We start from the raw sequence: 22,507 nt of genomic DNA, 5'->3' as shown, positions 1-22,507 counted from the left end.
AAAGTTAAGAGTGAAAAGTGAAAAGTTATGGTAAATATTACTCACTTCGTTCCTAATATCTAAAAATAGAAATGCTTAAAAACTAAATTTTTATATTGTTTTCAATTAATTTGCTTAGTAAATTTAATACAAAGTAATAAATATCATACTATGTTTAAGTTAAAAGAAAATGAAGAAAATACACTTTTAACAAATGTTTTAGAAGTTCATTTTTTAGAACTACGAAAAGTTAACACTATAAATGATAAATTAGCTGAATGGTTGACATTTATAAAAGCTGATTCTATGGAGGAGATGAAAATATGGCTCAAATTAATAGAGATATAGACAAAGCATATGATATTCTTACAACTATGAGCTATGATGAAAAAACTCGCCGTGAATATTTAGCTCGTGAAATGATACTGCATGATGAGGCAACAAGACTGGAAGAAGCAATTGAAGAAGGACGTGAACTTGGCTTAAAACAAGGTATTGAACAAGGTGTTAAAAATGGACTTAGAAATGCAAAAATAGAGGATATCTTAGATAATTTGAGTGAACTAGGCACAGTTCCTAGTACTGTAAAAGATATTTTAAGTAAACAAACCGACATAAAAATATTAAAAAACTGGGTTAAATTATCTTTAAAAGCTAACTCTATAAGTGATTTTTTGGATAAAATAAAGTAATTACAAAAAAAGTAGATGGAACTTATCCATCTACTTTTTTTATATGAATTAAATTTTAGTCATTTCTTTTTATGATGCCTATAGCTTTTCCTATTATCATAGCATTTTCATCTTTTACTTCAATAGGATCATATTTATTATTTTCTGGGACTAATAGTATCTTGTCCTCTTTTATGCTTAATCTTTTCAGTGTTGCACTTCCATCTAAATCCACCGCTACAATATCATTGTTATTTGCATTATATTGCTTTCTTATAATAACAAAATCTTTATCATTTATATTGGCATTTATCATACTATCACCTTTTACTTTTAATATAAATGAACCTTTAGCACCTTTTAACCAATATTGTGGAAGACTTACTGTACCCTCACAAGTATCATTAATCATAATCGGTTCCCCTGCAGCTATATCATTATATATTGGGATAGATACAAGTTCATCATCATGAATAATCTCTCCACTTCCATTTGGATCTAATATAAATTCATCCTCACTTGTTGTATCTATTGAAAATTCAAAATCTAAATTATGCCTAATATCTAAAAACTTATAACTCTCCATAACTTCCTCTTTGTCTTTAACCTTTAATACTTCTTTTTTATCTAAAAATATATCTTTTTCAAATTTTTCTTTTAATATATACGTTTTAATCTTATTTACATCTAAAAATAATTCTTTTATCTTTATTCCTTGAATTCCTAGTGAATTCTCAACCTTTTTACCCTTTGGATTTAATGTAACTACTATATTAGAATACTCTTTTCTATTTATAAATCCTTTTATTATACTGAATTGTAATTTAGAAAAGTTATTTAGATTATCAATTATTAAATGATTATACCTTTGATAAGGTGAATTTTGAATGTATTTTAACATTTCTTCTTCCATTACAACTTCATCAATATATTTTTCTCTAAATAAACTCTCATAATATATATCCATTAATTTATAAATGCAATCTCTTATAGAAGAATTCTTAGGTAAACTTTTAGGTGCATTGACTTCTTTAGATTTTCTACCTCTTCGAGTAAAATTTTTATATTCATCTATTGAGTTTATTCTATTACTCTTTATGTACTCAAATTCCTTTAAAAGAAATTCAATATAACACTTATTTAATATCTTTGCACGTTTTCGTTCTTTTTTATATTTATCTATGCTTTTCTCTAATATATTGTACTTGATTTTTTCACTAGCAATTTTAAAATGTAAATTTAACTGTATTTCTTCAAAAATTTCATCAATGGTTTTTATATCTAGGCTATGTTTTATATATGAAAATAAACTAATACTTTCTTGCAAATCATCACTTCTATTGTATATCTCTAATGCATTTTTCTTTTCTTCATAACTATCAACTATAACAAGAATATTATCATTTTCATATAAACAATAATTATCTTTTAAATATATTGCTCTATTTATAGCCGTTGTTGTTTTTCCTGTGTTCTCTTCACCTTTAATTATCAATGCGCCATTAAATTTATAATTTATAATTTGCTTTTGCTTCTTTGAAATCATAACTCCACCCCCCTTTTTTATCATTTATATATATTTTATAAAATTTATTTTGTTTTTTATATCAGTAAATATTGTAAACTAATTATTTTTTGATAACTTTTATTATATCATTACTATAATTATAATATTTTTTATTAATTTATCTAGTCATTTTTCTAACTATTGTAGAAGTCCATATTCCAACCATTAATACCCCTAACGTAATTTCTAAGTCTGAAACAATATTACTAATTACTCCTATTGGTATTACATTTCCATATCCAACTGTAGCAAATGTAACTAAACTAAAATTAAAACAATAAAAAAAATCCTTAATAAACATTAAATTTAAAATAGAGTTCATATTTAAACTATATTTAATCATTCCACTAGATGTTTCAATTCCAGCAAAAATATATATAAATGCACAAAATAATACTATAAAAAGTGATACTGTAAATGTTCTAAATGGCTTTTCTCCATAGCCACATATGTAATATGATAATGTTGATTTTAACTTAGAATATCCTTTTAACGTTCTGTGTAACGCTTTCTTGCTTTCATAAAAACAAAAACCATATTTATCTTGCAAATCATTTTTTAAATATTGATTTGCAAAAGCTAAGTATGTATTGCATATATTTATATAAAAATCATCATCTACTTTTATGCTATGCTTATATCTAAACCCACCTATATAAGACCCCAAATTTAATTTACATGTATCACTATCATTTATGAATTGCATATCAAATTCTTTACTACAACCTTTAATAATACAATTACTTAAATTACAATTATCTATAAACTTAACGTTTATATATGAGTTCTTAATTAAATTGCATTGACCTAAAAAACAATCTTTAAACTCTACAGATTTAAATGACGTTCTCTTAATAATTATATTTTTAAAATTACATTTTCTTGAACTTATATTAATCAGATTACAATAGTAAAATGCACATATAGATTTATTAACTATATTGCAATTTTCTAATAAGCAATGTCTAAATTCACAATTGTTAAATACAACATTTTCAAAGGATATACTTTTAAAATCCAACCCTATAAATTTGCAATTCCTATACTCTACAAAATTAAAATTTATTTCTTCTAATGATTCAAATTTATGATTTTCTACAATTTTATTTATAACATTTATATCCTTCATAAAATTAAACTCCTATATACATAAAATATTATAATTTAATTTCTAAATAACCTTTATATAATAAAGAAAGGAAGTTAATTTAACTTCCTTTCTTTATTGTATAAGATTTCAATTCTAATTATTTATCTATAGATATTGCACTTGTTGGGCAACCTTCTGCTGCTTCTTCTGCTGCTGATTCACATTCTTTAGGTACAGTATCTACTATTGCTTCTGCTTTACCGTCATCACCAAATTCAAAAACCTCTGGACATGTTGATGGGCATAATCCACAACTTATACATTCATCTTTATTTACTACTGCTTTCATAATTAAAATTCCTCCTTTGTTTTTCTTAATATATTAAAATTTTTTAATCTAATGATATAGCTGCTACTGGGCAACCATCTCTTGCTTCTTCTGCTGCTGATTCATGCTCTTCAGGCACTGAATCTACTATTGCATGAGATTTTCCATCATCGCCAAATTGAAACACTTCTGGACAAGTGCCTACACATAATCCACAGCTAATACAAGTTTCTTCTACTACTGGCTTCATAGTCTTTCCTCCTAAGCTTAATTAAATATTAAAATTATTTAATTTTGTCCTAAGTATTTTAACCTTATATATAAAATTTTATTCTAACTTTAAACTTCTAAATATTTAATTAAAAAATTTAGATTCACTTAATACTCAAATAATATCTAGAATAAAATTTTAAATAAGCCCTATAATCTTGAATGTTAATCTCTATTAAATTTAAATTATGATACTTAATAATAAACTATCAAATACCATTTTATGTTAACTAGTAAAAGCTGCATATACCATTATACTTATTATTGCAAATATCAAAATTAAACCTGCTATAAATATTGATATATATACCATCATCAAAGCATCAATTGTAACCCTTCTTGTTTCACATTTTTGGATTTTTTTCTTCATTTAATCCCTCCTAATAAATTAACATATTATATACATTTTAAACTTTATTTCATAATATAGTTGATTTATTAAGTTGAGTTAAACATAAATTTACATTTTATTAAATAATTGTATTTATATTGTTCCTAAAATAGAAAATAGATGAAAAATCATATTACATATTTTACATCTATTTTTGTGTTATTTAAATACTTTTTTGCTATTTTTTAAAATTTAATTTTATTATTTCTATAATTAAGCATATATTCATACATATTAATAAAACATAATACGACAATATCACTTCTGATTTAACTACTATTGCAAATATAATGCACATTATAGATATTACACTAAAAGTTAAACTCCATTTTAATTCTTGCTTTTTCATAAAATTAATTATAGTTAAAATTATAAATATCAATAGTATAATTATTAAACTAAAAGTCATATATCTATCAAAATTTTGGTTATTCCAATTAATATTTCTAAACATTAATGATCTTTTTAATCCCATTTTTTTATTTGATAAGTAATATATCACTCCTGTAATTATAATTAAACAAATTTGAATACTTGTAAGTAACCATTTAAAAACATTTTTTATTTTCATATCATTTCAGCTCTTCTATTATTTTTTTGGCTCTCCCTTTTCTATTGGATTTGCTGGATTTCCTGTGTTTCCACTCCATTCATTCCAACCACCATCATACAATGTTATGTCTTTTATTCCCATTACATCTGCATAATATAATGCTTCTGCAGCTCTCCATCCTGTTCCACAATAGAAAACTAATTTTTTATCTGGTGTTATTCCATAATCGCTCCACATTTTAAGTATTTGATCTTCATTAAGCATTGTATTATCTATATTTCTATATTGATCCATACCAGCTTTAGTTCCTGCATGACCCCATAATGCACCTTCAATACGTCCTGTTGTTTTTATATAATCATAACCAGAAATTTTTCCTATATATTCATCCCAATTTCTTACATCCACTAATGTTGTGGTAGACTTATCCTTGTATATTTTCTTAACTTCATCTAAATCAATAATATAATCTTTGTTTACTGGAACTTCTGCTCCAAAATCACTTACTGATTGCTTAGGATTAGATTCTTTTTCTAGTTCATATCCAGCATCTATCCATTTTTGAGTACCACCATTAATTAATCTAACCTCTTTTACTCCTAGATATTTTAGTATAGTAGCTACTCTTGCCGCTGGCGTTGTATCTTCACCATATAAGACTACTGTTGTATCAACAGTTATTCCATTAGCTTTTGCAAAGGCTTTAAGTTTTTCATCTGAAAGTCTATTCCAAACTGGACCTTCTTCTACTTCATCTGTATTAATATGTACTGCACCTTTTATATGCCCTTTTTTTAGATAGTCTGGTGAATCTTTTTCTTCACCCCAAGAAACTTCAAAAATTTTAAATTCTTTTCCACTATAACCTTCTGGTTTATTTCCATCTATTAAATCTTTTACCCATGATACTGGTACTAACATTTCATAGTTTTCATATGATTTCATAGCATTTTTATCATCTTCAGTCCATTCTTTAACATCATATGTATATAAGTTTTCATATCCTTTTTCTGATAAATAATTAGCTACTTCACTTGCATCTTTTCCATTTGCATCATAAAGAACTATATTTTTCTCTTTAGATATTCCTCTATCTTTTAAATCTTTTTCTAATCTTTCTTCCTTATTTTCAGCATCTACATCCAACCACGCTGCTGAAAAATCTGTAGCCCCTTCTATATGACCACCTCTCTTAACACCATCTAATTTCCATCCATTAAATGCATCATTTTCTCTTGTATCAACAACAACCCAATTTTCATCTTTAATATTTTTTGAAAGTTCATCTGTAGTTATTGTTTTTGTACTTACATCTTTTTCTTCATTTTCTTTAACTCCAGAATTGTTTCCACACGCTGTAAATACCCCCATAGAAACAGTTAAAGTTAAAGCCGTTATCATTAGTTTTAATGTTTTATTCAAAATAAGCCCTCCTTAGTAAAAATTAATTTATTGCATTTTTCTATTGATTCATTATCATTTATTTGTACCAATAAATAAATGATTATTTGTTTTTTTAATTAATAAAATTTATCTATTAATATTTTAAATCATATAAGAATAGAACTATTTTTTTACTCTAGAATTATCATTATATATAATAAAAAAGGCACATGAATTATAAATCCATATGCCTTAGTATCTCTATTTTTCAACTTTTAAGTCATTTATTGCAGCCCATCTTATATATGATTGATCATAATTTTTAACATTTTCATATCCTGCTAATTTTAAAACCATAGCCATATGACCTGAACGTATACCTGATGTGCAATATGTTACTATTTCATCATCTTTTTTAATTCCATTATCAGTCATAATTTTTTCTATTTCACTTTGTGATTTTAAAGTTCCATCTTCATTATATAAAGTGTTAAATGTTATGTTTATAGCTCCAGGAATATGTCCTCCCCTAGCTTCACCATATTTTGTTGCACCTTCATATTCATCTTTTTCTCTTGTATCTATTACTTTAATTTTATCTACTTTACCTTTTAATTCATCAGTTGTTATATTTAAACTTTCATCAATTTTATCAACTTTTACTTCCGCTTTTTTAAATGGCACATCGTCTTTAGATGTTTCAAGTTTTTCGCTTTCCCATAAATCTATTCCACCATTTAGCATTTTAACGTCATTGTATCCAGCTGATTTAAGTGACCATTCCACTCTTCCATCTTCACCCCAACCATTTTTACTTGTATATAAAACTATTGTCTTATCTTTAGATAGTCCAAGTTCAGATAACTTAGCAGAAAGTGCATCTTTTTCTAATAAAGTTGCCCACTTTTCATCTCCGCCTTTGCCTTCCATATTGGATAAATCTTGCCATGTTACATTTATAGCATTCTTTATATGTCCTTTTTTATAATCTTTATTATCTCTAGTATCTACTATTATAACTTTATCACTATCTAAATTTTCTTTTAACCAATCTATACTTACTATGTATTCTTCATTTACATATTTCTCGTTTGTATCTTTTTTCTCTTTGCTATCATCAACTTTTTCTTCTACTTTTGCATTTGAGCTTGTATTTTCACTCTTTTCATTTGATGATGAACATCCTGCTAGTAGTGAAACTGATAAGATAGTCGCACATATTAATGAAATTATTTTTGTATTTCTTCTTAACATTTTTAATTCCCTCCATCTTTAACATGTATAACCCATATTACCTCTTAATTTTACAACTTTTTATACTTTAAACAACATATTTTATAATTATTTAAGCATTATTTGAAAAGAAAATAGAAATTCTATATCTATTGATATTTTAAATATCTTTAAGTGACAATCATTATCTTTTATCAACGGTCATTATGTTATAATTGCATTGAAATATGAGGAGGTTTTTTTATGATTTCAATTATAATTCCTACATTAAATGAAGAAAAAAATATTGAGCCATTATTAAAATCTCTTAAAGAAATAAAATTGGATAAAGAAATTTTAATAGTAGATGGTGGTAGTACAGATAAAACCAAGTTAATAGCATCTAAATATGCTACTGTTTTAGACTCTCCACGAGGAAGGTCTAATCAATTAAATTATGGTGTTAAGCATTCAAATGGTGATATACTGTGGTTTTTACATTGTGATTCAAAAATTTCATCAAATAGTCTTGATGAAATTTATATGACAATAAATGAAGGTTATATTGGAGGCTGTTTTTCCCTAATGTTTTATGATTATACAACTCCATTCTTAAAATATATCTCTTATACTTCAAACATTAGAGCAAAGTATTTAAAGTTAATTTTTGGTGACCAAGGTTTATTTATAAGAAGAGATATTTTTGAAAAAATGAATGGCTTTAAACATATGGATTTAATGGAAGATTGGGAGTTTTCTACCAGATTAAAAATGCTGGGCAAAACTAAAGTTTTAAAAACACCAATAGGAACATCAGCTAGACGTTTTAAAGCTGGTGGAACAGTAAAAACTCACCTTATGATGCATAAAATTAAAATATTATATATGCTTGGAACTCCCCCTGAAAAATTAGCTAAAATATATAAAAATATAAGATAACTGGAGAACTTATAATGGAAAATTTAGATTTTAAAATAAGAAACTATCTTTTAAGTAATAACTTATATAAAAAATTAAATTTAGAAGAAAATTTTAATATTTCATTTTTAGCTCAAGGTGAATACAATATTAATTACAAAATTGAAGATAGCAAAAATAAATACGTTTTTAGAATAAATACAGCTAGTCAACTTAACCTTGATAATCAAATAGAATATGAATTTAACGCTTTAAAAATATTAAAAGAATCTACTGTAACTCCTAGACCATTATATGTAGATGGTACTAAAGAATCCTTTGATTTTGGAATACTTATCATGGAATTTTTAAATGGAGTTCCTTTAAATTATTCTACAGATCTTCATAAAGCAGCTTGCATATTTAGTAAAATACATACACTAAATATGCCTAAAAATTCAGGTCTTATAGTTGAAACTAATATAATGAGCGATAGGATAAATGAAAGTTCTTGACTTTTAAAAGATTTCTTTAACAGCCCAATTCCTAACTTAGATTTAAAAAGATTTTTTCATAATTACCTAAATTGGTGTGAAAAAAATAAATTCCTTGAAAAATACTTTATTAATAATGATTTATTAGTACTTAACAATACAGAAGTAAATTCACATAACTTTATAATTGGAGAAAATAGCTATTTAATAGATTGGGAAAAACCTGTTATAAGTCATCCATGTCAGGATTTAACTCAATTTTTAGCTGATACTACAACACTTTGGAGAAGTAACCATTTAATAAATACTAAAGATAAAGATGACTTTTTAAAGCTTTATTGTAATAAAACAAATTTTAATTTTAAGGATATAAAAGAGTCTATAAATCTTTACAATCCTTATCTATATCTTAGAGCTTTAAGTTGGTGTGCTATGGCACTTGTAAAATATCAAACTGAAGAGAAATTAATAAGAAATGATGAGATTTTCAATAAAATTCAGCAATATCTTAATAAAGAGTTTATAAATAATTTATTAAAAGAGTATATTGATTTTAAAATATAGAAACAGGAGATTATTTATGAAAAAAAATGCTTACATAATTTTTTCACGAGTTCCCGTAAGTGGCAAAACTAAAACTAGATTAATGCCTTATTTAACTGGAGATGAATGCTCTAATATTCATAAAATGTTTCTTTTAGATTTGTTTCTTATGAGTGAAAATCTAAAAGAAAATGTAGATGTTTTTTTAAGTTACTCTAATGATGGAAATCCTTCAGAACTTCTTAATTTATGTCCAAACTTTATTAGCTCCTTTCCTCAAGAAGGGCAATCACTTGGAGAAAAAATGAATAATTCCATAAATTTATTATTATCTAAGGGTTATGAAAAAGTAATTTTAACTGGCTCTGACATCCCTAATATAGATAGTACTATCATCTTTGATGGATTTAAAATATTAAATAGTAATGATATTGTACTGGCTCCAACTTTAGATGGTGGCTATTATTTAATTGGATGCTCTAATCCAATTGATGATTTACTCACATCTCCTATGAATTGGGGCCATGATACGGTTTTTGAAAATACAATAGAAACTATAAGTTTTTTTAATAAAACTTATGAACTAACCACTGAATTAAATGATATTGATACTATTAGTGATTTAATTAAATATATTGAATGTGATACTAATTTAGGTTACACATTTAAATTTGCTAAAAGCTTAAATTTAGAAGAAAGGATAAAATATGAATAATAACTTTGAAGTTACTAAAACCATAGATTTACCTATATTCAAAAAGTACAAAAATGATTGTATTAACTGTAAAAAGTGTGTTAAAAGTTGTATTTTTCTTCAAGAATACTGTAACTCTCCAAAAGACTTTTTAAACGATCTAAATGAGACAAAAAAAATTAATGAAATAATGCCTTATTATTGCAGTTTATGCGGTTGTTGTAAACGTGAATGCCCCAAAGATATAAATATGGGTGATGTTTTTCAAAGTCTTAGAGAGGAAATAACAACTAAAAACAAAGGTATACCTCCTATAAACAATGCTAAAATTATGGAATTTCACCAATATTTCAGTAATAAAAAAGTTTTTACGGGTATTTTAGGAAATGTTAAAACTAAAATATTTTTTATGCCTGGTTGCTCCCTTAATGGTTATGGAAATGATTTATCTTTAAAAACTTATAAATATTTAAGTGAACATATAGATAACTTAGGTTTGATACTTAATTGCTGCAATAAACCAACTCTTGATTTAGGGAAAAGAGCTTTATTTAATAAAAAATTTCATTCTTTTGTTGAAGAATTAAAAAAATTTAATAATGGAGACATTGAAATTATTACAGCTTGCCAATCTTGCTTTAAAATATTAAAACAAGAAGCTCCTGAACTCAAAATTACTTCTTTATGGGCTTTATTTAAAGAATTTGATATTCCGAAGTCTGAAATTTTGAAAGGTAAAGATTCAGAGTTAGAGTTTTCTATAAAAGATTCATGCCAAGGACTTGATTATAATGAAATACAGGATGGTATTCGTTATATAATGTGTCGTCTTGGATATAAATTTGATAATCCTAAAGTTTCCAATACTTGTTGTGGTCTTGGTGGTCTTGTTCATTTAAGCAACCCTAATCTTTCTAACAAGATAAAAGTTAACTCCTTGAATCAATTAAAATCTAAACGAGTTGTGACTTATTGTGGTGGTTGTCTTGGTACAGTCAATAATTCAGCTAAAACAGCTTATCACATATTGGAGTTAATATTTGAATCTAATGAAACACTAAAGAATAGAGATAGTTTAAATATGTCAACTATTTCTAATTGGCAAAATAGATACACCGTAGCTTCTAAATTTAAGAAACTTGTTAGGAAGTGATTATTTAATGAAAAAAAGTACTTTAAATAAAATTTTGTTTATTATTTTTTTAATCATAGTTATTATGTTGTTATGTAAAAATACTGAGTTTCTAAGAAATTGTTCACCTGAACAAATAAAAGTTTTTATAAACTCTTTTGGCCGTATTGCTCCTATAATTTACATAATTCTTTTTGCACTTGTACCACTAACATTTTTTCCTGACTCAGTTCTTGCTATTGCTAGTGGAATGGCATTTGGTCTTGTTAAAGGTACAATATACACTATGATTGGTGCATTAATAGGTGGAAGTTTAGCTTATTTTATTGCATATTACTTAGGTAAAGATGTTATATTAAAACTTACTAAAAATAAACATAAACTTGATTTTCTATCAAAGGGACATAGGGAATTTTACTCTGTTTTGATTTTAAGATTAATTCCATTAGTTCCATTTGATATTATAAGCTATGGCTCTGGATTATCCGGAATAAAATACAAAAATTTTCTAGCTGCAACTGCTATAGGTATCATTCCTGGAGTAGTTATTTTCTCAAATTTAGGAGATAAATCACTGGATTTTAAATCGCCAGAGTTTTTAATAGCTATTCTCCTATTAGTTCTTCTTTTTGCATTATCATTATTCTTTAAGAAAAAGCTACTTGCTAAAAAGCAAATTGAAAATTAAAATCGGGAAATGGAGATTATATATGAAAAAAATAATTTTTGATTGTGATAACACTATGGGATTTCCTAATTGTGATGTAGATGATGGGCTTACGCTTTTATATTTACTAGGTAGAAAAGATATTAGTCTTGAAGGTTTAACATTAACCTATGGAAATAATTCTTTAGATGTTGTTTATTCAACTACATTAGATTTAATAAAGGATTTAAATTTAAATCTAAACCCTTATAAAGGTACTGAAGATAAAAATAATCGAATTAGTGAAGCTAGCAAATTTTTAGCTACTACTATTAAAAAGAATCCCCATGAAATAATAGTACTAGCAACAGGCGCACTAACTAATATTTATGGTGCATACCTTTATGACAATGATTTCTTTGATAACGTAAAAGAAATTGTATTAATGGGAGGCATAACTAAGCCCCTTATTGTAGATGGTCAGCTTATAAATGAATTGAACTTTTCATGTGATGCCGAAGCCACATATAATGTTATAAATTCTAATGCAAAAATTTCTATTTTAAATGGACATACAACTATGGAAGCACTATTTTCTCACAATGAACTTGAAGAATTTAAAAATAGTGAATCTGAAGTTCTTAACTATATATATGACAAAATTTTGCCATGGTGTGAAAGAAATGAATCCATAACTGGATTTAAAGGATTTTGTAACTGGGATGTTGCAGCTGCAATATACATAACTAATCCTAAATTATTTAAAAATGAAATAATTTCTATAAAAAGTTCTATAAGTGACTTATCTAAAGGACTTCTTAAAATAAATTCACATGGTAAAGAAATTAATATGCCTTCTAGCATAATAAATTTAAATGAATTTAACAAAGTATTTATAGACTCATTAAAAAATCTATAATTTATCATGAGGTATTTGAAATCCAAATTTTATAAATTAATTTCAAATACCTCTTTCTAACTATATATTAAAATTTGTTTATTAACTTTTTAACATTTTTTTCAATTTTAAATATAATATTTATATAGCCTTTGTTTAATTTATTATAACTATAACATTCTAATTAAGATATTTTAAAATATTGATGATTTTAGAATTTGTTAAAAATTTCAGATTGACATATAAAATAAATAAAGCTATACTTTTTATATAAATAAATATTACCTCGGTAGGTGAGGTTACTACAAGGATACGGGTTGCTGCCGTAAAAGTATGGAAACATTCTGAACTGGTCAGCAGGTTTTGCCGAACAAAGAAGGCTTAACCTAATGCAACTTCATTGCCTTGCAGAGCCAAAACTTGAACGAGAAAGTGTTGTTATATGCCTTCGTTACGTTCAAGTTAACGAAGTTTTTTTGTTTTATTTTTAAAAATATTGGAGGTGAAAAAGAATGGAAGTTGGCGGTAGTAGTTTAGACAGTGAAGATTCACATCTTTATGACAAAAATTTAATATATTATTTAGTCACATCCAGTCTTTTTAACTAATTAGAATGTGGCCTTATCTTATAAAATTTCATGTTATAAAGTAAATACATTTAATAGAATCACATCTATATAATCTTCACTGTTTCTTTACTAATATCAATTCACAAGTATTATAAATATAAAAAATACTAAAACTATATAGAAATATTACATTAGGTTTTTAAAAAATGTATTTATTAACCTTTAATTTTCTATTGCCTTTTTTAAGAATTTGGAGGTGTGAATTATGATAAGAAGAAGAAAAGTGAACACACAAAGTAATGCAAATTACTCCACAAATAAAATTTTTGATTTTAGTAAAATGGATTTAGACAAAATTTATAAAAGTCTAGATACAGGATTTAAAGGACTATCTAAAGAAGAAGTGGAAAAAAGATCTGAAATTTATGGGTTAAATGAACTTTCCCATGAAAAACCATCACCATGGTATATTCAACTACTTAAAGTTTTTATTAATCCTTTTATTTTAGTGTTAATAGTACTTGCTATAGTATCCTTAATTACAGATGTTATACTTGTCCCTTCATCAGAAAGGAATTTTACAACTGTAGCTGTTATAACAATAATGGTAACACTAAGTGGCCTTCTACAGTTTTTCCAAGAATTCAAATCTGGGAAAGCTGCTCAACAATTAAAAGCACTAGTAAAAACAACTGCTGCTGTATGTCGAAGCGAATCTGGAGTTAAAGAAATAAACATGACAGACATAGTGCCTGGAGATATAGTATATCTTGCAGCTGGAGATATGATACCTGCTGATGTAAGGCTAATAACTAGCAAAGACTTATTTATTAGTCAATCTTCTTTAACTGGTGAGTCTGAACCTGTGGAGAAATATGCAACAGTAAAAAATGATACTAAAGATTTAACTGTTACTGACCTTGATAATATGTGTTTATTAGGTACTAATATTATAAGTGGAAGTGCAATAGCTGTTGTTGTAGCCACTGGAAACGACACTTACTTGGGTTCAATGGCATTAACTTTGTCAGGAACTAAATCTCAAACTAGTTTTGAAAAGGGAGTAAATAGTGTAAGTGTATTACTTATAAAATTTATGCTTATAATGGTTCCTATAGTCTTTTTTATAAATGGATTTACAAAAGGAGATTGGTTAGAAGCACTAATTTTTGCAATCTCAATTGCTGTAGGTCTTACTCCTGAGATGCTCCCAATGATTGTTACAACCAACCTTGCAAAAGGTGCTGTTGTTATGGCAAAACATAAAACTGTAGTAAAGAAACTTGATGCCATACAAAATTTTGGAGCAATGGATGTATTATGTACTGATAAAACAGGTACCTTAACTTGCGATAAAATAGTTGTTGAAAGACATTTAAATATACATGGTGAAGAGGATTTAAGAGTTTTACGACATGGTTATTTAAATAGTTTTTATCAAACAGGTTTACGTAATTTAATGGATGTTGCAATTTTAGAACATGGACTAACTAATGGATTTAATAAACTTGAAAAAGATTATATAAAAGTAGATGAAATCCCATTTGATTTTTCTAGAAGAAGAATGTCTGTAGTTTTAAAAAACCATGAAGGAAAAAGACAACTTATAACAAAGGGTGCTGTTGAGGAGATGCTTGCAAGTTGTTCCTATGCTGAATATAAAGGTGAGGTTGTGGAACTTACTGATAAAATAAAAAACAAAGTTCTAAGTATGGTAGAAAAACTAAACAGTGATGGTATGAGAGTTATTGCAGTTGCACAGAAAAATAACATTCCAGATGAAAGTAACTTTAGCGTAAGTGATGAAAGTGACATGGTTCTTATGGGTTATATTGGATTTTTAGATCCACCAAAAGAATCTGCAACAGCTGCAATAAAAGCATTACACAATAATGGTGTAGAAGTAAAAGTATTAACAGGTGATAATGATTCAGTAACTAAAAAAATATGTTCACAAGTTGGTCTAGAAGTTAGTAACGTAGTTCTTGGTACAGAATTAGATAATATGAGTGATGAAAAATTATCTTCTATAGTAGACACCACTAATATTTTTGCTAAGCTTTCACCTCTTCAAAAATCACGAATAATTAAAATACTTCAAGATAAAGGTCATACTGTTGGTTATATGGGTGATGGTATTAATGATGCTGCAGCTCTTCGTCAGTCAGATGTTGGTATATCTGTTGATACTGCTGTGGATATAGCAAAAGAATCTGCTGATATAATCTTGCTTGAAAAAAGTTTAATGGTTTTAGAAGAAGGTGTTATAGAAGGCAGAAAAATCTTTGGTAATATAATAAAATATATAAAAATGACTGCAAGCTCAAACTTAGGTAATGTATTTAGTGTATTAGTTGCAAGTGCATTTTTACCATTTTTGCCTATGCTTCCTATACACCTTTTATTACAAAATCTTTTCTATGATATTTCTCAAATAGCTATTCCATGGGACACTATGGATAAAGAATATTTAAGAACACCGAAAAAATGGAATGCAGATGACATAGGAAGATTTATGATATTTGTAGGACCAATAAGTTCTATATTTGATATAACTACTTTCCTTGTTATGTGGTTTGTATTTAAGGCAAATGTTCCAGAAATGCAATCTTTATTCCAATCAGGCTGGTTTGTTGAGGGGCTACTATCACAAACACTTATAGTGCATATGATTAGGACTAAAAAAATACCATTTATTCAAAGTAGAGCTACAACTCCTGTTCTTTTATTAACAGTCTTTATAATGATATCTGGCATCTATATTCCATTTACAAGCTTTGGTGCTTCAATAGGATTGCAACCTTTACCATTATCTTATTTTCCATGGCTTATAGGTATTTTATTCTTTTACTGCATAGTAACACAATTTGTAAAAACATTATATATAAAAAAATTTAACAGTTGGCTATAATTTAATGATTGTATTATGAATTAAAATTTATTAATTATAAAAATACCTCTAGTGTAAAACTAATTTTATAGATTAAAATTTAATTTTACATAAGAGGTATTTTTTATTTATAAAATTAGTCTTCAATCATATGTTTAGCGTCATATGGTAGATTAATTTCATTACCTACATAATAAGTCTTCTTTACATTTTTGCATAAGTCTTTTGTAATTAAATCTATAAGTTTATTGATATCCTTTATATCTTCCTCTAAAACGTTTCCTTGTTCCATAGTCTTCTTTAATTCATATTCATATTCTTCTTCAATTGTTCCGTGAACATATGGTTCACATAATATAATATATGATTTCAATTTAGCAACTAAAGGGCCTACCACTAAACTATCTTCAAAATTATTTCCATTTGCTAATACTAGTTTATCGGATAAATCTAAATACTCATTCTCCCATAAATCATCTAAGATTCCAATTTGATTAACATAAGTACTATTCCAATTTCCCCCATCAATTTCAAAATTGTCACATTGTGTTTTCATTGGAATAAGTTCCTTAAGAATATTATTTGACATTTCTCCTAAACTTCTATTGCCATAATACCTACAATTTATTTCATTTAATCCAACATCACTACACCATTCTTTAATTTTCAAATCTTTTATTGGTTCAATGGTTTTTGGAACTAATAATATAGGTACATAATTTTGTGCTGCAATTGGTGCTGCTATCATAGCTTGTTGCCATTGGTCACCATCAAATAAAAACATGGATTTTAATTTATTTCCTGTATCCTCTGATAGTTTTTTTTCAATATTTTGAGCAATTATAAATGAAGTTTCATATTTATTTTTACCACCATATCTTTCTATATCTTCTTTATTTATTTTACAATATTTCTTTAATTGTTTTTCTATATTAGATTTTACTACTCCATCTCCACCAACAATTATAACTTTTTTTATGTTCATTTTTTTAATTTGATTTTTAGTTGATTCTGGTAAATTATCATCATGTGTTAAAAGAATTGGTGCATTATATGCTCTAGAAAGTGGAGTTGCACATACTGCATCATATTGATTAAACTCATTTACTAAAATAACTGTATCTATCTTATTAATTTTTGTGTCACTATAAATACCATCCTTAATATCTAAATCTTTATTTGTTTTACAAAATTCATCTGCAATTTTATTAGCTGTTTCAAATCTATCTCTTCCAGCTATTCTTATGTTTTTAAAGTTATCTATTTTTTCATCTTTTATGTTTTCTTCTTTTACTTGCAAATTACTACTATTTTTCATTTGTTCCTTTGAAAATGCTATAGTAGTAATACCTGTTGCCATTACTAATGCCAATCCAATTGAAATTACTCTCTTCCTCATTATTTCCCCCCATTTATTAATACTTAATTTTATATTAATCACTTTATTTCTTTACTGATTCTATATTACCAATAAAATTCCATAATTTTATAACAATTTAATTACATAAAAACAACTAAAATTAAAATGGCTAAATAGATACTCTATTTAGCCATTTTATATATGATATTCTTAATATTTTTTATACCCCATAACTCTCATTGCATTTAGTATAGCTATTATTGAAACTCCTACGTCTGCAAATACAGCTTCCCACATTGTTGCAACTCCCATTCCTGCTAGGACTAAGAATAATATTTTTATTCCTAATGCAAACACTATATTCTGAATAACTATTTTTCTTGTTCTTCTTGATATATTAATAGCTGTAGCTATTTTAGATGGTTCATCTGTCATTATAACAACATCAGCTGCTTCTATAGCCGCATCTGAACCAAGTCCACCCATTGCTATTCCTATATCTGCTCTTGCAAGAACTGGCGCATCATTTATTCCATCACCAACAAATGCAACTTTTTTATTTTTCTCTTTTTTGCTATCTATTTCTTCTAGTTTTTCTACTTTGTTTTGAGGTAATAATTCATAATAAACTTTATCTAAATTTAATTCTTTTGCTACTTTTAATGCTACTTTTTCATTATCTCCAGTTAGCATCACAGTGTTTCTAACACCATTTTTCTTAAGTTTTGATATTGCTTCTTTTGCATCATCTTTAACTGTATCTTCAATAACTATTGAACCTACACAAATTTTATCAATAGCAACATATACAACAGTTCCAACAGAATCTGTTTCCTTAAAATCTATATTGCTTTTAACCATCATTTTATGATTTCCAGCTATAACTTCACGACCTTCAACGTGTGCTATAATTCCGTGTCCTGCAATATCCTCATGTTTTTCTATTTTAGAATTATCTACATTTTTTCCATAAGCATTAACTATTGATAATGCTATTGGGTGATTAGAAAAACTTTCAGCATATGCTGCATATTTTAATAAATCTTCTTTATCATATCCACTAAAAGTATTTACTTCTGTTACACTAAACTTGCCTTTTGTAAGTGTTCCAGTTTTATCAAATACAACAGTATCTATATCTTTTAATATTTCTAAGTAGTTACTACCTTTAATTAATATACCATTCTTAGATGCTGCACCAATTCCACCAAAGAATCCTAATGGAATTGATATGACTAATGCACAAGGACAAGATATAACTAAGAATGTTAATGCTCTATAAAGCCAATCACTGAATACCTCACCTTGAACTACAAGTGGTGGTATTATTGCTAATGCTAATGCTGATATTACAACTATTGGTGTATAATACTTAGCAAATTTAGTTATAAAGTTTTCAGCTTTAGCTTTTCTATTACTTGCATTTTGAACTAAATCAAGTATCTTTGATACAGTAGATTCTCCAAAATCTTTAGTTACTTTAACTGTTATAACACCACTTTGATTTATAAATCCACTTAAAACTTCATCACCATTTTCTATACTCCTTGGCATTGACTCTCCTGTTAATGCTGAAGTGTCAACCATTGTATGTCCATCTATTACCACTCCATCAAGTGGAACTTTTTCACCTGGTTTAACTACAATAAATTCATTTATTGAAACTTCTTCTGGTGATACAACAACTATTTCATTTCCTCTTTTTAAATTTGCAAAATCAGGTCTTATATCCATTAAACTTGAAATTGATTTTCTTGAATTATTTACTGCAACATGTTGAAATAACTCTCCTACTTGATAAAAAAGCATTACTCCTACTGCCTCTGGATATTCCTTAATTCCAAATGCACCTATTGTAGCAATTGTCATTAAGAAATTTTCATCAAAAACCTGTCCTCTTAAAATATTTTTTACTGCTCTTAAAACAATTTCTCCACCAATTATTAAATATGCAGCTAAGAATATTACAAATTCTATTGTATTATCAAAGTTTCCTATAAGTCCTACTGCAAATATTACTCCTGCTATTATTATTTTATTTATTTCTTTTCTATTTTCTTTATATATTGAAGTTTTCCCTTTGCTTTTCACTTCTTCTTTTTTCTCTTTAACTTCACTCTTTTCTATTACTTTAACATCTGGTTCTAGCTTTTTAACTATAGCTTTTATTTCATCATTTATCTTAGATACATTTTTTTCATCATTATATTGATATATAAGAGTCTTATTCATAAAGTTTAATGTTGCTTCTTTTACCTCTACAATATTTTTAACCCTATTTTCTATTTTTGATGCACAATTTGCACAATCTAAGCCTTCTAATACTAATTCAACTTTATTTTTCTTTATTTCTTTTATGCTTATACTGGACACTTCATCATGTGCTATTCCACATGAACATCCATCATGACTATGCTCATGACTTTCATTATGGTCATGTCCACAACAGCAAGCTTCACTATCATGATCATGTTTTTCACCACATCCACAGCCTTCATGAGAATGATAATGTTCTTCTCCACATCCACATTCTTCGTTATTATGGCTATGATGTTCTCCATTACACCCACAACTCTCATGATGATGTTCTATATTTTTATTCTTTACAAAAGAAGCACTTATTATATTTTTGCCTTGCTTATTTGTATTAGAAATTTTCTTTGTTTTTACTTCTACTACATTTACATCTGGTTCTATTTTTTTTACAACACTTTTTATATTAACTAATGTTTCATTATATAAATCGTTATTCTCTAATTCAAAAACCATATTTTTATTCATGAAATTAACTGAAATATCTTTTATATTATCTAACTTCTTAAGTTTATTTTCTATTTTTGAAGCACAATTTGCACAATGCAAATTTTCGAGATTTAACTTTTTCATCATATTTTCCCACCTCCATAATTGAACATATGAACGATTGTTCAATTGTTAATATTATAATACTCCTTTACCCTTAAATATGTCAATGAATTTTTGTTAAAATATTTAAATTTATTTTGCTTATATTGTTCTTTTAATATTCTTTAAACCATATTAAAAAGCAAGGCAAAACTAGACTATATTTCTAGTTTTGCCTTGCTTTTCTTATGTATAAATTTAATTCCATTGTAATTCTTCTATTGTTTTTTGTACTAATTCTATACTCATATTAGGATTTATAGTTTCTTCATGTCTTATAGTTATAATAGACATAGCTATTGCTGTTTTAACTATATCATCCATAGAAAGATTATGCATATATCCATACGCTATTCCTGAAACAAATGAATCTCCCGCACCTGTAACATTTTTCACTTTAACTTGTTCACTTTTTACAAGACCACAACATTCATTGTTGCAATAATAAACGCCATCAGCATCTAAACTTATAAATACATTTTTTACGCCTTTTTGAAGTAGGCATTTTCCTGCCATTTTAGCATCTTCCATATTTTTTATTTTAAATCCACATAAAGCTTCCGCTTCATATCTATTTGGTTTTATAGTATGAAAATATGGTATTAAGTGTTTTATTCTTTCAGCCTTTGCTGAAGATATAGGATCTAATATAAAATTAGTTTCCCCTTCAAATTTTTTTAATATGTATTCTAATAATTTTGGATTATCTGAATCAACAATTGTATATTCAGAGTTTCTAATTATGTCTGCTTTAGAATTAATAAATTCCTCATCTAATTTATTGGCACTCTCCATGTCTACTACCGCTGACATCATCTCGCCATCTTCATTTAAAATTGCCATGTATGTTGGTGTACTGCTGTTTTCTAGAACTAGTGAATTCTCCATACAGTATCCTATTTGTTTAGAATGATCTAATATATCTTTACCATTTTTGTCGTCGCCTACAACAGATATAAATTGAGTATTAACATCTACTCTTGCTAAATTCTCTGCTATATTTCTACAAACACCACCGAAAGATACTTTTATGTTACCTGGTATTGAATCTGACGGTTTATATTTATTACCGCAAAATCCTAAAATATCTATTATTGATATTCCAAGTACCAATACGTATGAATTGTTATCCTTATCCATTCTCTTCCTCCTATAAATACCTTAAAATACTATTTGTATAGATAGACAAGCTCTTATTTAAATTTATACATAAACCTAAAATCCTTCTAACTTATAAGATGCATTATTGAATTAAAAGTAGCTTTGAGCATGTCTCACTATTTCGGGTGTCCAAGTTTTTGAATGAATAGTTTAAGCCAACTTGGAACCCTCTAAATCCCGATTTGATTATAAAATTGTTTTATAATGTTTAAATAAACCATCTATAAAAAAATAAAGCATAAATTAGGTCATACATACTAATTTAATGCTAATTAAATTTAAAATTGTCACATATTCAATAATAACTTAATATTCAACAATAATCAATTATTTTTGACATTTTCGTGACATTTGGAAAAAATTTTTATAATTTTTTATAGTTTATTGGAATTTAAATCTTATTCTACTATTTAAAATCAAATAAATTGAATGATTCTATACTTATAATTCCACCAAGTAAATATAGGATTATGAATTTATTTTTATAAACTCATAACCCTATAAAATTTCAAATTAACTTAGACTACATATTTCTTGTAGCTATTAAATCTATTCCTGTGTTTAACACATTTTTAATTATTATATCTCCAACTTTAACTGGTGATTTAACTTCAATTTCATTTAAAAGCTCCATACATTTAAAGTTTAGTTCCTTAGGAATTGCTCCATTTGTTTTTACTGGAAGTCTTCTATGAATTCCACCATCTATTTTTACAGTTGATGTTATTACTCTAGTTGGCGCTGTTAATTCCTTTACTCCATATTCTGCTCCCCTTGGACATGCATTTCCTGTAACTTTATAATCATTATCTACATCTATCTCTAAGTGACATCCCTTTGGACATACTATACAGATTAACTCTTTAATCATTTTA

General features: G+C 26.6%; 20 protein-coding genes, 2 pseudogenes and 1 riboswitch. Of the genes and pseudogenes, 10 read left to right on the top strand and 12 right to left on the bottom strand.

Annotation, left to right across the window (positions count from 1 at the left end; all coding sequences use genetic code 11):
* Positions 1 to 105: 105 nt before the first annotated feature.
* Both AC07E4_RS03085 and AC07E4_RS03080 read left to right on the top strand, forming a co-directional pair.
* A pseudogene (locus tag AC07E4_RS03085) lies at positions 106 to 327 on the top strand (PD-(D/E)XK nuclease family transposase); the annotation flags it as partial.
* Entirely contained in the window at positions 303 to 671 is a 369-nt protein-coding gene (locus AC07E4_RS03080) for a hypothetical protein (RefSeq protein WP_478215696.1), read from the top strand. The pseudogene AC07E4_RS03085 and the gene AC07E4_RS03080, both read left to right, overlap by 25 nt.
* A gap of 55 nt (positions 672 to 726) precedes the next feature.
* Here the strand turns inward: AC07E4_RS03080 and lexA are convergent, their stop codons facing one another.
* The 7 genes from lexA to AC07E4_RS03045 all read right to left on the bottom strand — a co-directional run bounded on the left by lexA (position 727) and on the right by AC07E4_RS03045 (position 7,486).
* A complete protein-coding gene (gene lexA, locus AC07E4_RS03075; protein WP_478215695.1) occupies positions 727 to 2,196 on the bottom strand; it encodes a transcriptional repressor LexA in 1,470 nt (489 codons plus the stop codon).
* Between the two features lie 139 nt (positions 2,197 to 2,335).
* Positions 2,336 to 3,346, bottom strand: a complete 1,011-nt coding sequence (locus AC07E4_RS03070) for an ion channel (protein ID WP_478215694.1) — start codon at positions 3,344 to 3,346, stop codon at positions 2,336 to 2,338.
* A 118-nt stretch (positions 3,347 to 3,464) separates the two neighbouring features.
* Positions 3,465 to 3,656: a ferredoxin gene (locus tag AC07E4_RS03065; protein WP_040328212.1), complete on the bottom strand. Its 192-nt coding sequence runs from the start codon at positions 3,654 to 3,656 to the stop codon at positions 3,465 to 3,467.
* Between the two features lie 43 nt (positions 3,657 to 3,699).
* A complete protein-coding gene (locus AC07E4_RS03060; protein ID WP_040328213.1) occupies positions 3,700 to 3,885 on the bottom strand; it encodes a ferredoxin in 186 nt (61 codons plus the stop codon).
* A 246-nt stretch (positions 3,886 to 4,131) separates the two neighbouring features.
* On the bottom strand, positions 4,132 to 4,275 hold the full coding sequence (locus tag AC07E4_RS03055) for a hypothetical protein (protein WP_158644473.1): 144 nt from the start codon (positions 4,273 to 4,275) through the stop codon (positions 4,132 to 4,134).
* Positions 4,276 to 4,885: 610 nt separating this feature from the next.
* Positions 4,886 to 6,250 (bottom strand): rhodanese-like domain-containing protein, encoded by a 1,365-nt coding sequence (locus tag AC07E4_RS03050; RefSeq protein WP_478215766.1) that lies wholly within the window; start codon positions 6,248 to 6,250, stop codon positions 4,886 to 4,888.
* A gap of 243 nt (positions 6,251 to 6,493) precedes the next feature.
* Positions 6,494 to 7,486 carry a rhodanese-like domain-containing protein gene (locus AC07E4_RS03045; protein WP_478215693.1) on the bottom strand — a complete coding sequence of 331 codons (993 nt, stop codon included), beginning with the start codon at positions 7,484 to 7,486 and terminating at the stop codon, positions 6,494 to 6,496.
* A 222-nt stretch (positions 7,487 to 7,708) separates the two neighbouring features.
* Between AC07E4_RS03045 and AC07E4_RS03040 the strand changes: the two genes are divergently transcribed.
* From AC07E4_RS03040 to mgtA, 8 genes are all read left to right on the top strand, one after another.
* Positions 7,709 to 8,383 (top strand): TIGR04283 family arsenosugar biosynthesis glycosyltransferase, encoded by a 675-nt coding sequence (locus tag AC07E4_RS03040; RefSeq protein ID WP_040328217.1) that lies wholly within the window; start codon positions 7,709 to 7,711, stop codon positions 8,381 to 8,383.
* A gap of 14 nt (positions 8,384 to 8,397) precedes the next feature.
* Positions 8,398 to 8,856, top strand: coding sequence for a phosphotransferase (locus AC07E4_RS03035; protein ID WP_478215692.1), 459 nt, complete (start codon positions 8,398 to 8,400; stop codon positions 8,854 to 8,856).
* A 411-nt stretch (positions 8,857 to 9,267) separates the two neighbouring features.
* Positions 9,268 to 9,399 (top strand): hypothetical protein, encoded by a 132-nt coding sequence (locus AC07E4_RS03030; protein ID WP_478215691.1) that lies wholly within the window; start codon positions 9,268 to 9,270, stop codon positions 9,397 to 9,399.
* Between the two features lie 16 nt (positions 9,400 to 9,415).
* The gene (locus AC07E4_RS03025) at positions 9,416 to 10,093 is read left to right on the top strand and encodes a TIGR04282 family arsenosugar biosynthesis glycosyltransferase (RefSeq protein ID WP_478215690.1); all 678 of its coding nucleotides are present in this window, start codon (positions 9,416 to 9,418) and stop codon (positions 10,091 to 10,093) included.
* The gene (locus AC07E4_RS03020) at positions 10,086 to 11,225 is read left to right on the top strand and encodes a heterodisulfide reductase-related iron-sulfur binding cluster (protein WP_478215689.1); all 1,140 of its coding nucleotides are present in this window, start codon (positions 10,086 to 10,088) and stop codon (positions 11,223 to 11,225) included. Before AC07E4_RS03025 ends, AC07E4_RS03020 begins: the two co-directional genes overlap by 8 nt.
* A gap of 7 nt (positions 11,226 to 11,232) precedes the next feature.
* The gene (locus tag AC07E4_RS03015; RefSeq protein WP_040328222.1) at positions 11,233 to 11,892 is read left to right on the top strand and encodes a TVP38/TMEM64 family protein; all 660 of its coding nucleotides are present in this window, start codon (positions 11,233 to 11,235) and stop codon (positions 11,890 to 11,892) included.
* A 22-nt stretch (positions 11,893 to 11,914) separates the two neighbouring features.
* Positions 11,915 to 12,769 (top strand): nucleoside hydrolase, encoded by an 855-nt coding sequence (locus AC07E4_RS03010; RefSeq protein WP_478215688.1) that lies wholly within the window; start codon positions 11,915 to 11,917, stop codon positions 12,767 to 12,769.
* A gap of 257 nt (positions 12,770 to 13,026) precedes the next feature.
* A riboswitch (M-box (ykoK) riboswitch) is annotated at positions 13,027 to 13,187 on the top strand.
* A 395-nt stretch (positions 13,188 to 13,582) separates the two neighbouring features.
* Entirely contained in the window at positions 13,583 to 16,228 is a 2,646-nt protein-coding gene (mgtA, locus tag AC07E4_RS03005) for a magnesium-translocating P-type ATPase (RefSeq protein ID WP_040328225.1), read from the top strand.
* Between the two features lie 115 nt (positions 16,229 to 16,343).
* Here the strand turns inward: mgtA and AC07E4_RS03000 are convergent, their stop codons facing one another.
* The 5 genes and pseudogenes from AC07E4_RS03000 to AC07E4_RS02980 all read right to left on the bottom strand — a co-directional run bounded on the left by AC07E4_RS03000 (position 16,344) and on the right by AC07E4_RS02980 (position 22,503).
* A complete protein-coding gene (locus AC07E4_RS03000; RefSeq protein WP_478215687.1) occupies positions 16,344 to 17,606 on the bottom strand; it encodes a cell wall-binding repeat-containing protein in 1,263 nt (420 codons plus the stop codon).
* 171 nt (positions 17,607 to 17,777) lie between these two features.
* Positions 17,778 to 19,916: a heavy metal translocating P-type ATPase gene (locus AC07E4_RS02995; protein WP_074432697.1), complete on the bottom strand. Its 2,139-nt coding sequence runs from the start codon at positions 19,914 to 19,916 to the stop codon at positions 17,778 to 17,780.
* Between the two features lie 354 nt (positions 19,917 to 20,270).
* Positions 20,271 to 20,453, bottom strand: a pseudogene (locus tag AC07E4_RS02990) (heavy-metal-associated domain-containing protein); the annotation flags it as partial.
* A gap of 216 nt (positions 20,454 to 20,669) precedes the next feature.
* A complete protein-coding gene (locus tag AC07E4_RS02985) occupies positions 20,670 to 21,611 on the bottom strand; it encodes a carbohydrate kinase family protein (RefSeq protein WP_040328229.1) in 942 nt (313 codons plus the stop codon).
* Between the two features lie 544 nt (positions 21,612 to 22,155).
* Positions 22,156 to 22,503 (bottom strand): DUF1667 domain-containing protein, encoded by a 348-nt coding sequence (locus AC07E4_RS02980; protein WP_040328231.1) that lies wholly within the window; start codon positions 22,501 to 22,503, stop codon positions 22,156 to 22,158.
* Between the last annotated feature and the right edge of the window lie 4 nt (positions 22,504 to 22,507).

This window comes from Clostridium amazonense, from assembly GCF_056431285.1.
The sequence above is the reverse complement of the archived record's forward strand: the minus strand, read 5'-3'. Positions and strand labels throughout refer to the sequence as shown.

Excerpts from the sequence above, each read along its gene's own strand:
- AC07E4_RS03050 (WP_478215766.1), bottom strand. The coding sequence starts at position 6,250 with ATGATAACGGCTTTAACTTTAACTGTTTCTATGGGGGTATTTACAGCG.
- AC07E4_RS03045 (WP_478215693.1), bottom strand. The coding sequence starts at position 7,486 with ATGTTAAGAAGAAATACAAAAATAATTTCATTAATATGTGCGACTATC.
- AC07E4_RS03060 (WP_040328213.1), bottom strand. The coding sequence starts at position 3,885 with ATGAAGCCAGTAGTAGAAGAAACTTGTATTAGCTGTGGATTATGTGTA.
- AC07E4_RS03000 (WP_478215687.1), bottom strand. The coding sequence starts at position 17,606 with ATGAGGAAGAGAGTAATTTCAATTGGATTGGCATTAGTAATGGCAACA.
- AC07E4_RS02980 (WP_040328231.1), bottom strand. The coding sequence starts at position 22,503 with ATGATTAAAGAGTTAATCTGTATAGTATGTCCAAAGGGATGTCACTTA.
- AC07E4_RS02985 (WP_040328229.1), bottom strand. The coding sequence starts at position 21,611 with ATGGATAAGGATAACAATTCATACGTATTGGTACTTGGAATATCAATA.
- AC07E4_RS03010 (WP_478215688.1), top strand. The coding sequence starts at position 11,915 with ATGAAAAAAATAATTTTTGATTGTGATAACACTATGGGATTTCCTAAT.
- AC07E4_RS03035 (WP_478215692.1), top strand. The coding sequence starts at position 8,398 with ATGGAAAATTTAGATTTTAAAATAAGAAACTATCTTTTAAGTAATAAC.
- AC07E4_RS03025 (WP_478215690.1), top strand. The coding sequence starts at position 9,416 with ATGAAAAAAAATGCTTACATAATTTTTTCACGAGTTCCCGTAAGTGGC.
- AC07E4_RS03070 (WP_478215694.1), bottom strand. The coding sequence starts at position 3,346 with ATGAAGGATATAAATGTTATAAATAAAATTGTAGAAAATCATAAATTT.
- AC07E4_RS03030 (WP_478215691.1), top strand. The coding sequence starts at position 9,268 with ATGGCACTTGTAAAATATCAAACTGAAGAGAAATTAATAAGAAATGAT.
- AC07E4_RS03015 (WP_040328222.1), top strand. The coding sequence starts at position 11,233 with ATGAAAAAAAGTACTTTAAATAAAATTTTGTTTATTATTTTTTTAATC.
- AC07E4_RS03055 (WP_158644473.1), bottom strand. The coding sequence starts at position 4,275 with ATGAAGAAAAAAATCCAAAAATGTGAAACAAGAAGGGTTACAATTGAT.
- AC07E4_RS03040 (WP_040328217.1), top strand. The coding sequence starts at position 7,709 with ATGATTTCAATTATAATTCCTACATTAAATGAAGAAAAAAATATTGAG.
- lexA (WP_478215695.1), bottom strand. The coding sequence starts at position 2,196 with ATGATTTCAAAGAAGCAAAAGCAAATTATAAATTATAAATTTAATGGC.
- AC07E4_RS03020 (WP_478215689.1), top strand. The coding sequence starts at position 10,086 with ATGAATAATAACTTTGAAGTTACTAAAACCATAGATTTACCTATATTC.
- AC07E4_RS03080 (WP_478215696.1), top strand. The coding sequence starts at position 303 with ATGGCTCAAATTAATAGAGATATAGACAAAGCATATGATATTCTTACA.
- AC07E4_RS03065 (WP_040328212.1), bottom strand. The coding sequence starts at position 3,656 with ATGAAAGCAGTAGTAAATAAAGATGAATGTATAAGTTGTGGATTATGC.
- mgtA (WP_040328225.1), top strand. The coding sequence starts at position 13,583 with ATGATAAGAAGAAGAAAAGTGAACACACAAAGTAATGCAAATTACTCC.